Here is a 13,312-nt window from a genome sequence, read left to right on the forward strand (position 1 = left end):
CCCTGCCACCGCCCCGGCCACGCCCACGACGCAGCCGACCCCGACGCCGGAACCCACGACCGCGACCCCGACGCCGGAACCCACGACCGCGCGCCCCACGACCGCGAAGCCCGCCCCGACGACCGAGGCCGCCCCGAAGCCCACCCGGACCCCGGAAGCCCTCCCCACGCCGACCCGCACCCGGGCCCCGGCCCCACGCCCGACGACCCAGCAGCCCGAGACCGCCGAACCCACCCCGCCGGTTGAGGAGTCGGTCTACTACGCCAACTGCTCGGCCGTCCGCGCCGCGGGCGCCGCCCCCATCCACGCGGGCGACCCGGGATACGCCGACCACCTCGACCGTGACGGCGACGGCGTGGCCTGCGAGAACTGACGGCCGGAGAACCGGGGACGCACCAAACCATGCATGCACGCTTGATTGTTTCGGTGGACTGCTGACAGGGTCTCCCCAAGCCGTACCGGCACACGCGATCCTGGCGACCACCTTCCACCGCTCAGGGGGCAACACATGGTGTTCCACAGCGAGTACGAGAACGTGTCCACCGTCTCCCTCCCCATCCACGACGTGGTGCTCGGGCGGGCCGCCGAGCGCGGCGACACGCCCGCCCTGATCGACGGCACCGGGGAGCTCACCCTCACGTACGGGCAGGTCGACGCCTTCCACCGGCGGGTGGCCGCCGGACTCGCCGGGGCCGGGGTGAGGAAGGGGGACGTCCTCGCGCTGCACAGCCCCAACACCGTGCTGTTCCCCCTCGCCTTCTACGCCGCCACGCGCGCGGGTGCCTCCGTCACGACCGTGCACCCGCTCGCCACGCCCGACGAGTTCGCGAAGCAGCTCAGGGACTCCGCCGCGCGCTGGATCGTGACCGTGTCGCCGCTGCTCGCGGCCGCCCGCGCGGCGGCCGAACTCGCCGGCGGCGTCGAGGAGATCTTCGTCTGCGACCAGGCGCCGGAAGGACCTGAGGGCCACGGCCCCGACGGCAGGACCACACGGTCGTTGCAGGCCTTCCTCGGCTCCACCGGACCCGTGCCCGAGCCCGACATCGACCCCGACCGGGACATCGCCGCCCTGCCGTACTCCTCCGGCACCACCGGGATCCCCAAGGGCGTGATGCTCACGCACACCTCGATCGCCACCAACCTGGCCCAGCTGGAGCCGCTCATCCCGATGGGGCCGGGGGACCGCATCCTCGCCGTGCTGCCGTTCTTCCACATCTACGGCCTCACCGCGCTCATGAACGCGCCCCTCCGCCAGGGCGCCACCGTCGTCGTCCTCCCCCGCTTCGAGCTCGACACCTTCCTCGGCGCCGTCCAGAAGCACCGCATCAACGGCCTGTACGTGGCTCCGCCGATCGTGCTCGCCCTCGCCAAGCATCCGGCCGTCGCCGACTACGACCTGTCCTCCCTGGAGTACATCGTCAGCGCCGCCGCGCCGCTCGACGCGGCCCTCGCCGAGGCCTGTTCGGCGCGGCTGGGACTGCCGCCGATCCTCCAGGCGTACGGCATGACGGAGCTGTCCCCGGGCACCCACGTCGTCCCGCTCGACGCCGAGAACCCCCCGCCCGGCACCGTCGGCAGACTGCTGCCCTCCACCGAGATGCGCATCCTGTCCCTCGACGACCCGTCGAAGGACGCCGCCCCCGGCGAGGACGGCGAGATCGCCATCCGGGGACCGCAGGTCATGAAGGGGTACCTGGGCCGTCCCGACGCCACCGCCGCCATGATCGACGCCGACGGCTGGGTGCACACCGGTGACGTCGGCCGGGTCGACGCCGACGGCTGGCTGTTCGTCGTCGACCGCGTCAAGGAACTCATCAAGTACAAGGGGTTCCAGGTGGCCCCCGCCGAACTCGAAGCGCTCCTCCTCACCCACGAGGGCGTGGCCGACGCCGCCGTCATCGGCGTCACCGACGCGGACGGCACCGAGATACCCAAGGCCTTCGTCGTACGCCAGCCGGCCGCGCCCGGCCTCACCGCCGAGGACGTCATGGCGCACGTCGCCGCCCGGGTCGCCCCGTACAAGAAGATCCGCGCCGTCGAGTTCGTCGACGGCGTCCCCCGGGCAGCGTCAGGGAAGATCCTCCGAAGGGAACTGAGGGACCGCACATGACCCTGGTCGCCATCACCGAGGAGCGGGGCATCACCACCCTCGCCCTGGACTCCCCGGCCAATCGCAACGCGCTCTCCGCGCCGCTCGTCGCCGAACTCGCCGACGCCCTCACCGACTGCGGCAAGGACCCGGGGGTCCGCGCCGTCGTCCTCACCCACACCGGCGGCACCTTCAGCGCGGGCGCCGACCTGAAGGCGCCACCGAGCCCGTACACCTTCGTCGACCTGCTCCGGCAGGTCGTCGAGCTGCCGAAACCGGTCGTCGGGCACGTCACGGGACACGTACGGGCGGGCGGTCTCGGCCTGCTCGGCGCCTGCGACATCGTGGTCGCGGGGCAGGAGGCGGACTTCGCCCTCACCGAGGTACGGATCGGGGTCGCCCCCGCCCTCATCTCCCTCACCCTCCTCCCGAAGCTCGAACCGCGCGCCGCCTCCCGCCACTACCTCACGGGTGAGCGCTTCGGCGTCCCGGAGGCGATCGCCATGGGCCTGGTCACGGCCCCCGCCGAGGAACTCGACGGCATCCTCGACGCGCTGCGCGCCGCCTCCCCGCAGGGTCTGCGGGAGGCGAAGCTCCTGGTCACCGCTAGAGTCCTGGAGACCTTCGAGCGCGACGCGGAGGACCTGGTGCGGAAATCGGCCACGCTCTTCGCCTCCGCCGAGGCGCGCGAGGGGATGACGGCCTTCCTCGAACGACGGGACCCCGCATGGCGGCTGTGACCGCACCCAAGCAGGACAGGAGCCGCGCCACCCGGCAGCGCCTCCTGGAGGCGGCCGTGGCCTGCCTGGCCGAGCACGGCTGGGCCGGTTCCACGGTCGCCGTCGTCGCGGAACGGGCCGGTGTCTCCCGCGGCGCCGCCCAGCACCACTTCCCGACCCGCGAGGACCTGTTCACGGCCGCCGTCGAGTACGTCGCCGAGGAACGCTCCCAGGCGCTGCGGGCGCTCCCCTCCCGCGACCGGCACGAGGCCGTGGCCGCCCTCGTCGACCTGTACACCGGGCCCCTCTTCCGGGCCGCACTGCACCTGTGGGTGGCCGCCGCCGCCGAGGACCAGCTCCGCGACCGGGTCACCGACCTGGAGGCCCGCGTCGGCCGGGAGTCCCACCGCGTCGCCGTCGAGGTCCTGGGCGCCGACGAGTCCCGCCCCGGCGTCCGCGAGACCGTCCAGGGCCTCCTGGACATGGCCCGCGGCCTGGGCCTCGCCACCCTCCTGACCGACGACCGCACCCGCAGGGAACGGGTGGTGGCGCAGTGGGCGCGACTCCTGGACGAGGCGCTGGTGTAGCGAGGCGCGCGCAGGCCCGGCGCGACCGGGCGTCCCCGGGCGGCCCGGGTCCCGGTGGCCGGGGGCACCCACAGGGGACGGCCCCCCGCCGGGCGCGTCACACGGGAGGGGTGACACCCCCCTCACGGGCGCGTCACACGGGACGGGCGCCACCCCCTCACGGGCGCGTCACCGCGGACGTACGGCCCGGCCCGCGGGCACCGCGACGTGACCCGAGCCACACTCGTTCCGACGCCGCCGCAGTACGCTGGTCCCATGCCTACGCTCGTACGCCGTCGCCACGTGGACTTCGTCCGCGTCACGAGCATGAGCTGTCGCCGCTCCGCCTGACCCTCCCGGGCCCCGTCACCGCCCCCAGGGTCCCTCGTCAGAGCCCAAGCCGATCGGCACCCGTGGCCCCCGCCCCACCCCCGGCGGCCGCCCCGGGCACCCGTAGACCCCCGCGGACGCACCCATGACGAACAGCTCGTACTCCTCCCAGCTCCCCATCGTCGACCTCTCGGCGGCCGACCGTGGCCCCCAGGCCCGGCGGCTGCTCCACGCCCAGCTCCACTCCGCCGCCCACGACGTCGGGTTCTTCCAGCTCGTCGGGCACGGTGTGACCGAGGCCGAGACCCGGGCCCTCACCTCCGCCATGCACGCCTTCTTCGCGCTGCCCGAGGCCGACCGGCTCGCCCTCGACAACATCAACTCGCCCCACTTCCGCGGCTACACCCGCACCGGCGACGAGCGCACGGCCGGAGCACGCGACTGGCGCGACCAGCTCGACATCGGCGCCGAGCACCCCGCGCACACCCCCGCGCCCTGGGAAGCCCCGTACTGGTGGCTCGAAGGTCCCAACCAGTGGCCCGCCGCGCTCCCCGAGCTGCGGACGGCCGCCCTGCACTGGATCGAGCGCCTCAGCGGCGTCGCCGAGCGCCTGCTGCACGAGCTGCTCGCCTCGATCGGCGCGCCCGCGGACTTCTACGACGACATCTTCGGCCCGCGCGCCCACCCGCAGCTGAAGCTGGTGCGCTACCCGGGCAGCAGCGGCGAGGGCGACGACCAGGGCGTCGGCGCGCACAAGGACTACGGCTTCCTCACGCTGCTGCTCCAGGACCAGGTCGGCGGGCTCCAGGTGCAGAGGGAGGACGGGAGGTTCCATGACGTGCCGCCGCTGCCGGGCGCGTTCGTCGTGAACCTCGGGGAGCTCCTTGAGGTGGCCACGAACGGCTACCTGATCGCGACGAACCACCGGGTGGTCTCGCCCCCCGGGGCGACGGAACGGTTCTCCGTGCCCTTCTTCTACAACCCGCGGCTCGACGCCCGGATCGCACCGCTGGCGTTCCCGTACGCGGAGACGGCGCCCGGCGTCACGGCCGACCCGGCGAACCCGCTGTTCGCCGAGTACGGGCGCAATGCCCTGAAGGGGAAGCTCCGCGCCCATCCGCTGGTCGCGGCACGCCATCACGCGGAGCTCCTCCTGCACCCCGAGATGCACCCGGAGGTGCACCCGGCGCCGTACCCGGAGGCGCGTCAGGAGGCGCGCTCCGAGCTGCACCCCGGCGGTCAGCCGGCGATGTCGGCGTAACCCTCGATCGCGCGCGGGTCCCGCTGGCCGGGGCCCGTGTAGCGGGCGGACGGCCGGACCAGGCGCCCGGTGCGCTTCTGCTCCAGGATGTGCGCCGACCAGCCGGCCGTACGGGCGCAGGTGAACATCGACGTGAACATGTGCGCCGGGACCTCCGCGAAGTCCAGGACGATGGCCGCCCAGAACTCGACGTTCGTCGCCAGGACACGGTCGGGGCGCCGGTTGTGCAGCTCCTCCAGGGCGGCCTTCTCCAGGGCCTCCGCGACCTCGAAGCGCGGCGCGGCCAGCTCGCGGGCGGTGCGGCGCAGCACGCGCGCGCGGGGGTCCTCGGCGCGGTAGACGCGGTGGCCGAAGCCCATGAGGCGCTCGCCCTTGTCGAGGGCCTGCTTGACGTACGCGGTGGCGTCCCCCGTCCGCTCGATCTCCTCGATCATGCCGAGGACGCGGGAGGGCGCGCCGCCGTGCAGCGGGCCGGACATGGCGCCGACGGCCCCGGAGAGCGCGGCGGCCACGTCGGCGCCGGTGGAGGCGATGACGCGGGCGGTGAACGTGGACGCGTTCATGCCGTGCTCGGCGGCGGACGTCCAGTAGGCGTCGACGGCCTTGACGTGCTTCGGGTCGGGCTCGCCGCGCCAGCGGATCATGAAGCGCTCGACGACGGACTGGGCCTTGTCGATCTCGCTCTGCGGGACCATCGGGTGGCCCTGGCCGCGGGCGGACTGGGCGACGTACGAGAGGGCCATCACGGCCGCGCGGGCGAGGTCCTCGCGGGCCTGCTCGGCGGAGATGTCGAGGAGCGGTTTGAGGCCCCACACGGGCGCGAGCATGGCGAGCGCGGACTGGACGTCGACGCGGATGTCGCCGGAGTGCACCGGGATGGGGAAGGGCTCGGCGGCGGGCAGGCCGGGGTTGAAGGCGCCGTCGACGAGCAGGCCCCAGACGTTGCCGAACGAGACCTGGCCGACGAGGTCCTCGATGTCGACGCCGCGGTAGCGGAGTGCGCCGCCCTCCTTGTCGGGTTCGGCGATCTCCGTCTCGAACGCGACGACTCCTTCGAGCCCGGGTACGAAGTCGGACATCAGGCGGCTCCTCTATCGATGATCGATCAATCAGGTGGTGGGTGATGGTGGGAAATCAACAGTCGTCCAGCCCAAGAGTCTGTACGGTTCCGATGATGCGGGGAAGCGTGACATCCGGCACACTGCGCCGATCCGGCGAGTAAGGATTGGCGGCACGCGGTGCCGGGCAGACTGCGGCGCTGCGGCAGGATGGTCCCGTGACCGATCCTGTGAACGAGGGCCTGGATCCCGCCGACATGCGCGAGCAGTACCGCACCACGGAGCTCTCGGCAGCCGAACTGGCGCCCGAGCCGATCGCGCAGTTCGCCCGCTGGTTCAAGGAGACCGCCGCGAGCCCGGCGATCCACGAACCGAACGCCATGATCGTCTCCACCGCCGCCCCCGACGGCCGGCCGTCCTCCCGGACGGTGCTCCTGAAGCACTACGACCGGGCCGGCTTCGTCTTCTTCACCAACTACGCCTCCCGCAAGGGCGTGGAGATCGCGGCCAATCCGTACGCCTCGCTGCTCTTCCCCTGGCACCCGCTGGCCCGCCAGGTCGTCGTCACGGGCCGCGCCGAGCGCGTCGGCCGCGACGAGACCGTCGCCTACTTCCGTACGCGCCCGCACGGCTCCCAGCTCGGTGCCTGGGCCAGCCCCCAGTCGTCGGTGATCGCCTCCCGAGCGGAACTCCTCGCCCGCTACGAGGAACTGGCCGCCCGCTACCCGGCGGACGCCCAGGTCCCGGTCCCCCCGGAATGGGGCGGCATCCGGGTCGTCCCGGACGCGGTCGAGTTCTGGCAGGGCCACGAGAACCGCCTCCACGACCGCCTGCGGTACGTCCGTGAGGACGGAGGGGACGGAGGAGACGCAGGGGGCGGCGAGGGCGGCGCGACCTGGCGGCTGGAGCGCCTCGCGCCCTGAGCGCGCGCGTGCCCGATCCCTCGCGCGCGCGTGCCCGCCTTCGTTTCCGCGGCAACATTTTCGCCGAACGGGATGTGCTCTGCGTCACGTTCCAGTTGAATGGGACCAGCATGGGGGGTGCCGGGATGAGTGCTTTCACGGGGTCCGCGAGCGAGACCGCTTCCGTCTCCGGGGCAGGGGCCGATCTGCTGGCCGCGCTGCTCGACGGCATGGACGCGGCGCTCTGCGCCCTGGACGCCGACGGGACGATCACGCACTGGAACCGCGAGGCCGAGCGGATCCTCGGCTGGTCCGCGGAGGAGGCCGTCGGGCGGCGCGGGTTCGAGGGGTGGGCCGCGCGCAGCGCCGACGCCGAGGAGACGCTGCGCCGGGTGATGGGCGCCATGAACGGCCCCGGCCGGCAGGTCCACGAGCTGGCGCTGCTCCGCAAGGACGGCGGCCGGGTGCTCGTGCGGAGCCAGGCCGCCGGGGTACGCGCGGCGGACGGCGCCCCGGCGGGCGTGTACTGCGCGTTCAGCGAGGTCCACGTCCAGCTCGACCTGGAGCGGTCGGTGGCCCTCAGCGAAGCCCTGTTCGACGACGCCTCCTGGGGAGTCGTCCTCGTGGACGCCGACCTGCGCCCCGCCATGGCCAACGGACATGCGGCCCGCGCCTTCGGGACGGCCCGTACGGCCCTGCTGGGGCGCCCGCTCGGGGATGTCGTCGTCCAGGGCGCGGAGGATCTGGAGGCCGCGTTCCAGCACGTGCTCGCCGAGGGCAGCCCGCCCGCGCCGTCGGAGGTGTGGGTGACGCTCAGGACCGGCGCGGGGGAGCGGCGGCGGTGCTGGCGCAGCGGCTTCCTGCGGCTGTCGTCACCGATGGCGGAGGAACCGGTTCCGCTGGGTGTCGCCTGGCTGTTCCAGGACGTGACGGAGGAGCGGCTCGCGGCGCGGGAGGCCGACCGGCTGCGGTTCCGCTGGAGCCAGCTGCACCGGGCCGGCGCGGCGGCGGCGGAGTGCGAGGACCCGGCGGAGGCGGCGACGGTCCTGCTGGACTTCGCCCTGGCCGGGTTCGCCGACCACGCCCTGGTCGACCGGGTCGCCGGCGAGCGGCGCCTCACCCGGGCCCTGGCCACGCCGGCCGGCGCCCCCGGCCCCGCCTCGCCGGTCGTGGGCGGCGGCATCCCGCTCCGGTACGGCCCGAGGCATCCGGCGCTCCAGGCCTGGGACCGGGTGGGCACGGTGCGGGCGAGCGCGGGCCGTACCGCCGAGGTGTGGGCGGAGGCCCACCAGTGGCCGGGCGACGCGGCCCACGCGGTGTGCGTGGTGCTCCGTTCCCGCGCCAGGACCCTCGGCGTCCTCACCTTCCTGCGTGCGGCCTGCCGCGCACCCTTCGAACGGGAGGACGTGGTCTTCGCGGAGGCGGTGGCGACGAGGGTGGCGGCGGCCCTGGACACGGGCGACGCGGCCCGGGGCCCGTCCGGAACGTAGAGCCGGGCGGGACCTTCCGGGCCGGCCCCGGATTCCTGGTTCTGACACGCCCCGGGCCCGTCCGGCCCTCAGTGCCGGTAGAAGATCCGGTCCCCGTACTCCGTCATCACGCGGCCGTTCCACTCGTGCCCGCCGTCGACGTTCCCGGAGCGCAGCAGCGGCGGCTCGATGCCGCGCCGGACGAGTTCCTCGGCGGCGGCGGCCATCGCGGCCTGCATGAGGGCGCTGGTGACGACGGTGGAGGCGGGCGCGAACGGGGCCTCGATGCCCTCGTGGGTGAGTTCGGCGTCCCCGACGGCGATCCGGGAGTCGAGGACGATGTCGCAGTGGTCCTTGAGGTGCGTCCCCGACACGTGCCGGGACTTCGTCTCCGTCGCGTACGCCACGGAGGTGACGCCGATGACGGTGAGGCCGAGGGCGCGGGCGTTCATGGCCATCTCCACCGGCAGGGCGTTGCGTCCGGAGAGGGAGACGATGATCAGGACGTCCCCGGCCGTGGCGGGGGAGGAGTCGAGGACCGCTCCGGCGAGTCCGTCGACGCGTTCGAGGGCGGAGCCGAGCGTCGCCGGCATGACGTCGACACCGACGACGCCGGGGACGGCGAGCAGGTTCATGAGGGCGAAGCCGCCGGCCCGGTAGACGACGTCCTGGGCGGCGAGGGAGGAGTGGCCCGCGCCGAACGCGAAGAGCCGGTTGCCGCCCGCGACGGCCTCGGCGATCGCGGCCCCGGCCGCGGCGATCTCGGCGGAGTCGCCGTCGCGGACCTCCTTGAGCAGGCCGATCGCCGCGTCGAAGAACTGTCCGGCCAGCTTGCTCTCGCCCGCGCTGTCGCCCATTCCGGAAGCTCCTTCTCGTCGCCGTCGTGTCCTGGTCGCCGATCACGGTGCGGTCTGGACCATTGCTCTGTCAATACCGCCCTTCGGTCGTGCGGCCCGGTTGTCCGTCCGATGCGTCAGAATTGCTGAAGGGCCAGCGCACGACTCATCGAGGGGCACGTATGTCCGGACTGATCGACACAACGGAGATGTATCTCCGCACCATCCTCGAGCTTGAGGAGGAAGGTGTGGTCCCCATGCGCGCCCGGATCGCCGAGCGGCTCGACCAGAGCGGTCCGACCGTGAGCCAGACGGTGGCCCGGATGGAGCGCGACGGCCTGGTGGCCGTCGCCAGCGACCGGCACCTGGAGCTCACCGACGAGGGCCGCCGCCTCGCCACCCGCGTCATGCGCAAGCACCGCCTCGCGGAGTGCCTGCTCGTCGACGTGATCGGCCTGGAGTGGGAGCAGGTGCACGCCGAGGCCTGCCGCTGGGAGCACGTCATGAGTGAGGCCGTGGAGCGGCGGGTGCTCGAACTGCTGCGCCACCCGACGGAGTCGCCGTACGGGAACCCGATCCCGGGCCTCGAGGAGCTCGGCGAGAAGGCGGGGGCGGAGGCCTTCCTCGACGACTCGATGGTGTCGCTCGCCGAGCTGGACGCGAGCGGCGGCAAGACGGTCGTCGTGCGCCGGATCGGCGAGCCGATCCAGACGGACGCCCAGCTGATGTACACGCTGCGGCGCGCGGGCGTGCAGCCCGGCTCCGTGGTGTCGGTGACGGAGTCGCCGGGCGGTGTCCTGGTGGGCAGCAGCGGCGAGGCCGCCGAGCTCGACGCGGAGACCGCGGCGCACGTGTTCGTCGCGAAGCGCTGACCGGTCGTGCCGCGGGTCGGCCGTTCCCTTCCCGTCAGGGGAAGGGAACGGCGACGCCCGGCCACTCGGAGTCGCAGACGAGATGGACGGTCTGCGCGGACCGCGTGCCCGTAGGGGGGCGTACGCGTTACCGCTCCGGTTGAGCGGAACGAGGTCACGACCCCCTGGCACCGTCGCCCTGAGGGGCGACCTCCCGCCGTGCGCCCCGATTTACGCCGGAATGGCCACGCGCGTGCCCTCGCCGTGCCACGCTGGGTCGAGCGGTGCGACTGCGGGGAGGGGTGGGGCCATGCGACGGACGGTTTCCGTACGCCGGGTGCGGCTCGCCCCGGCGGGCGAGGGGGGCCGGACGACAGAGGGCCCCGGCGCCCTCGGGCGCCGGGGCCTGTCCTCCCCAGTTCCGACCTGGAGCCCCGAGCTCTCAAGGTCGTCCCCGTCGGACCGATTTCCCCGAGCGGTCCGCCTCCCGTTGAACATCTCCCCTCGGCGGCGGGTGTCAATCCTTGAGCCCTGTCACTCGAACGAGGGGTGTTGTGTGGCAGGAGCGCATTTTCGAATGCGAGTTCGATAGTCTGGCGTGGTTCGACGGGAAGCAAGAGGGGGTGCCAGGGATGGCGCGACGACTCGACGTCACCGGGGCCGACGGCGTACGGCTGGCGGCCTGGGACTTCACGCCCGGACCCGGGCCGGCCACCACCCCGAGGATCGCCCGCCAGGCGCCCCCGGGCACGCCCCCCGGCCTCGTCCCGAGGCCGCCGGGGCAGGCCACCGGCCCGGGGTCCGCGCCGCAGCCGACCCGGGGGGCCGCGGGCCTCGGCCCGGTACCGCTGACGGCCGCGCAGGCCGCCGGGCCCGGCCCCGTGCCGCCCGCGGTCCCGCAGTCCGCAGGGGCCGGGGTCTTACTCCTCCACGGGCTGATGGGTCACGCCGGGCACTGGGCCTCCGCCGTCCGCCGGCTCACCGGCGGCCATCGGGTCGTCGCCCTCGACCAGCGCGGGCACGGCGCCAGCGACAAACCCGCCACGGGCCCCTTCACCCGCGAGGCGTACGTCGCCGACGCCGCGGCCGCCGTCGAGCAGCTCGGCCTCGGCCCGGTCACCCTCGTCGGCCACTCCATGGGCGCCCTGACGGCCTGGCAGCTCGCCGCCGACCGCCCCGACCTGGTCCGGGCCCTCGTCATCTGCGACATGCGGGCCTCCGCCCTCGGCGCCGCCTCCCAGCGCGCCTGGCAGGACTGGTTCCGCGGCTGGCCCGCGCCCTTCCCGTCCCTGGACGCCGTCCGCCGCTGGTTCGGCGAGGAGGACGCCTGGGTGGAGCTTCCCAACCCGGCCCGGGGCGCCTTCTTCGCCGAGGTGATGACCGCCCACGCCGACGGCTGGCGCCCCGTCTTCGACCCGGCGCAGATGCTGACCTCCCGGGCGACCTGGGTGCACGACGCCCACTGGGACTCCCTCGCCCAGGTCCGCTGCCCGACCCTCGTGGTCCGGGGCCTGGACGGCGAGTTGGGCCGCGCGGAGGCCCAGGAGATGGTCCGGGTGCTGCCCCACGGGGCGTACGCGGAGATCCCCGACGCCGGGCATCTCCTCCACTACGAGCACCCGGAGGCATGGGCGGAAACCGTCGAGCCCTTCCTGAACGGCGTCCTCACGCCGTAGACCTGGGGGGCGCCGGCCCCCGCCGCGGGGCCGCCCCGCTCGCCGCTGTGGACACGGGTACGGCCACGGGCTCGGCGTCCCCTCCCTGGCACGAGCGGCCCCGCCCCTCCCCGTACCCGGCCAAGCCGGCCCGAGTGCCACGACAGCGGCACGCGCGTCGACGACTCCGGCCCCGGGGCCTACGGACCCTGGGGTCCTTCCTGGATCTTGCCGGGCCCGTCGACAAATGCCTCGACATCCGGCGCCGTGATCAGGGACGCTTCCCGCGATGACCAGAATCGACGACACGCCGCCCGCGTGGGACGAGCGCACCCAGCTCACCACGTTCCTCGACTACACGCGCGACACCGCACGCGCCAAGTGCGCCGGAATCTCCGCGGAGAACGCCCGCAAGGCACTCCTGCCGGGCTCACCACTGATGACCGTGAGCGGGGTGATCAACCACCTCCGCTGGGTCGAGTACTACTGGTTCCAGATCGTCTTCCTCGGCGAGGAGGACCAGGGCCCCTGGACCGAGGAGGACCCCGACCGCGAGATGCGTATCGCCGTCGACTTCCCGCTCACGCAGTTGCTCGACGAGTACGCCGAACAGAGCGCCCGCTACCGCGAACTGGCCGCCGGACGCGATCTGGACGACCGGGCCGAGCGAGCCGTCCGCGACGGACTCAAGGTCGACCTGCGCTGGATCCTCCTGCACCTCACGGAGGAGACGGCCCGCCACAACGGCCACCTGGACATCCTGCGCGAGATGCTCGACGGCACGACCGGCGACTAGAGCCTGTCTCTTTGACTTCACGGTGATCGGGCCACGTGCGAGGGTGGTGGCCATGCCGCAGCTTGGTCGCCGTCTCCGATCCCTCAGATTCACGTTCGGGCTTGCCCCGACGGGCTTCACTGCATGCCGGGAGACAGGTGACCCTGCGCTGGAGCACGCCCTGGCGGATAGGGCGACGCTCTGTGGCATCCCTCAGCGCCAGGTGACGGCATATCGGCATCTGTTCGTCGCGAAGAGGTCCGGAAGGTGCTCGGCTTGCAGGGTGAAGGCAACTGACGCCACGTCGATGCCCTGAGTCAGGCATTCCCTGGCAAGCGGGCGTCCTCGGCGTTCCGTGGTCGCGTCCAGATCAGGATGGCTGCGAAGTGGAGTGCGGCCTGGTAGGCGATGGCGAGCTTGTCCGTTCGCATGGCCAGGCCGCGCCACTGCTTGAGCCGGTTGATGCATCGTTCGACCGCGTTGCGCTGTTTGTATGCCTCGGCGTCGAAAGTGGGCGGGCGCCCGCCGGCACGTCCTCGCCGGAGACGGTGGCCGACCTGGTCGGACGGCTGTGGAATGACAGCGCGGATCCCGCGGCGGCGGAGATGCCCGCGGATCGCGCGGGAGGAGTACGCGCGGTCCGCCAGGACTGCCTCCGGCCGAGTCCTCGGTCTCCCAGGACCGCCACGCGGAACACGGATGCCTGCCATGACGGTCTCGAAGGCTGGCGCGTCACCCGCCTGGCCTCCGGTGACGCGGAGGACCAGAGGCCGTGCACGGCTGTCGCTGGCGAGGTGAACT

Annotated in this window: 12 protein-coding genes and 1 pseudogene; 10 read left to right on the forward strand and 3 right to left on the reverse strand. The window is 73.4% G+C overall.

Annotated features, from left to right (window positions below; translation table 11 throughout):
- Window positions 1–250 precede the first annotated feature (250 nt).
- The 5 genes and pseudogenes from ABZ567_RS28150 to ABZ567_RS28170 form a co-directional block, all read left to right on the forward strand.
- Window positions 251–373, forward strand: a pseudogene (locus tag ABZ567_RS28150) (excalibur calcium-binding domain-containing protein); the annotation flags it as partial.
- A gap of 135 nt (window positions 374–508) precedes the next feature.
- A complete protein-coding gene (locus ABZ567_RS28155; protein WP_360794816.1) occupies window positions 509–2,110 on the forward strand; it encodes an AMP-binding protein in 1,602 nt (533 codons plus the stop codon).
- A complete protein-coding gene (locus tag ABZ567_RS28160) occupies window positions 2,107–2,829 on the forward strand; it encodes an enoyl-CoA hydratase family protein (RefSeq protein WP_360794819.1) in 723 nt (240 codons plus the stop codon). Before ABZ567_RS28155 ends, ABZ567_RS28160 begins: the two co-directional genes overlap by 4 nt.
- Window positions 2,817–3,395, forward strand: coding sequence for a TetR/AcrR family transcriptional regulator (locus tag ABZ567_RS28165; protein WP_360794822.1), 579 nt, complete (start codon window positions 2,817–2,819; stop codon window positions 3,393–3,395). The genes ABZ567_RS28160 and ABZ567_RS28165 overlap by 13 nt, the downstream gene beginning before the upstream one ends.
- Before the next feature lie 454 nt (window positions 3,396–3,849).
- Complete coding sequence (locus ABZ567_RS28170; protein ID WP_360794825.1) at window positions 3,850–4,965, forward strand: 2-oxoglutarate and iron-dependent oxygenase domain-containing protein; 1,116 nt, start codon at window positions 3,850–3,852, stop codon at window positions 4,963–4,965.
- On the opposite strand, the gene ABZ567_RS28175 is transcribed toward ABZ567_RS28170, so the two are convergent.
- On the reverse strand, window positions 4,944–6,044 hold the full coding sequence (locus tag ABZ567_RS28175; RefSeq protein WP_360794828.1) for a citrate synthase 2: 1,101 nt from the start codon (window positions 6,042–6,044) through the stop codon (window positions 4,944–4,946). The two genes, ABZ567_RS28170 and ABZ567_RS28175, sit on opposite strands and share 22 nt — an antisense overlap.
- Window positions 6,045–6,280: 236 nt before the next feature.
- Here ABZ567_RS28175 and pdxH point away from each other — a divergent pair, with 236 nt between their 5' ends.
- A complete protein-coding gene (gene pdxH / locus ABZ567_RS28180; protein WP_360794879.1) occupies window positions 6,281–6,946 on the forward strand; it encodes a pyridoxamine 5'-phosphate oxidase in 666 nt (221 codons plus the stop codon).
- Window positions 6,947–7,071: 125 nt separating this feature from the next.
- A complete protein-coding gene (locus ABZ567_RS28185; protein ID WP_360794831.1) occupies window positions 7,072–8,415 on the forward strand; it encodes a PAS domain-containing protein in 1,344 nt (447 codons plus the stop codon).
- 68 nt (window positions 8,416–8,483) lie between these two features.
- Here ABZ567_RS28185 and ABZ567_RS28190 read toward each other — a convergent pair whose 3' ends face one another.
- Window positions 8,484–9,251, reverse strand: a complete 768-nt coding sequence (locus ABZ567_RS28190) for an SIS domain-containing protein (protein ID WP_360794834.1) — start codon at window positions 9,249–9,251, stop codon at window positions 8,484–8,486.
- Between the two features lie 161 nt (window positions 9,252–9,412).
- Here ABZ567_RS28190 and ABZ567_RS28195 point away from each other — a divergent pair, with 161 nt between their 5' ends.
- The 3 genes from ABZ567_RS28195 (at window position 9,413) to ABZ567_RS28205 (ending at window position 12,532) form a co-directional block, all read left to right on the forward strand.
- Window positions 9,413–10,102 carry a metal-dependent transcriptional regulator gene (locus ABZ567_RS28195; protein WP_360794837.1) on the forward strand — a complete coding sequence of 230 codons (690 nt, stop codon included), beginning with the start codon at window positions 9,413–9,415 and terminating at the stop codon, window positions 10,100–10,102.
- 611 nt (window positions 10,103–10,713) lie between these two features.
- Entirely contained in the window at window positions 10,714–11,757 is a 1,044-nt protein-coding gene (locus tag ABZ567_RS28200; protein ID WP_360794840.1) for an alpha/beta hydrolase, read from the forward strand.
- A gap of 268 nt (window positions 11,758–12,025) precedes the next feature.
- Window positions 12,026–12,532, forward strand: coding sequence for a DinB family protein (locus ABZ567_RS28205; protein WP_360794843.1), 507 nt, complete (start codon window positions 12,026–12,028; stop codon window positions 12,530–12,532).
- Between the two features lie 296 nt (window positions 12,533–12,828).
- Here ABZ567_RS28205 and ABZ567_RS28210 read toward each other — a convergent pair.
- The coding region (locus tag ABZ567_RS28210) for an IS5 family transposase (RefSeq protein ID WP_360794846.1) at window positions 12,829–13,312 on the reverse strand (484 nt) is incomplete at its 5' end.

Source organism: Streptomyces sp. NPDC016459, from assembly GCF_040632845.1.
Taxonomy (GTDB): domain Bacteria; phylum Actinomycetota; class Actinomycetes; order Streptomycetales; family Streptomycetaceae; genus Streptomyces.

Excerpts from the sequence above, each read along its gene's own strand:
- ABZ567_RS28185 (WP_360794831.1), top strand. The coding sequence starts at position 7,072 with ATGAGTGCTTTCACGGGGTCCGCGAGCGAGACCGCTTCCGTCTCCGGG.
- ABZ567_RS28205 (WP_360794843.1), top strand. The coding sequence starts at position 12,026 with ATGACCAGAATCGACGACACGCCGCCCGCGTGGGACGAGCGCACCCAG.
- ABZ567_RS28195 (WP_360794837.1), top strand. The coding sequence starts at position 9,413 with ATGTCCGGACTGATCGACACAACGGAGATGTATCTCCGCACCATCCTC.
- ABZ567_RS28190 (WP_360794834.1), bottom strand. The coding sequence starts at position 9,251 with ATGGGCGACAGCGCGGGCGAGAGCAAGCTGGCCGGACAGTTCTTCGAC.
- ABZ567_RS28175 (WP_360794828.1), bottom strand. The coding sequence starts at position 6,044 with ATGTCCGACTTCGTACCCGGGCTCGAAGGAGTCGTCGCGTTCGAGACG.
- ABZ567_RS28200 (WP_360794840.1), top strand. The coding sequence starts at position 10,714 with ATGGCGCGACGACTCGACGTCACCGGGGCCGACGGCGTACGGCTGGCG.
- ABZ567_RS28170 (WP_360794825.1), top strand. The coding sequence starts at position 3,850 with ATGACGAACAGCTCGTACTCCTCCCAGCTCCCCATCGTCGACCTCTCG.
- ABZ567_RS28160 (WP_360794819.1), top strand. The coding sequence starts at position 2,107 with ATGACCCTGGTCGCCATCACCGAGGAGCGGGGCATCACCACCCTCGCC.
- ABZ567_RS28155 (WP_360794816.1), top strand. The coding sequence starts at position 509 with ATGGTGTTCCACAGCGAGTACGAGAACGTGTCCACCGTCTCCCTCCCC.
- pdxH (WP_360794879.1), top strand. The coding sequence starts at position 6,281 with ATGCGCGAGCAGTACCGCACCACGGAGCTCTCGGCAGCCGAACTGGCG.
- ABZ567_RS28165 (WP_360794822.1), top strand. The coding sequence starts at position 2,817 with ATGGCGGCTGTGACCGCACCCAAGCAGGACAGGAGCCGCGCCACCCGG.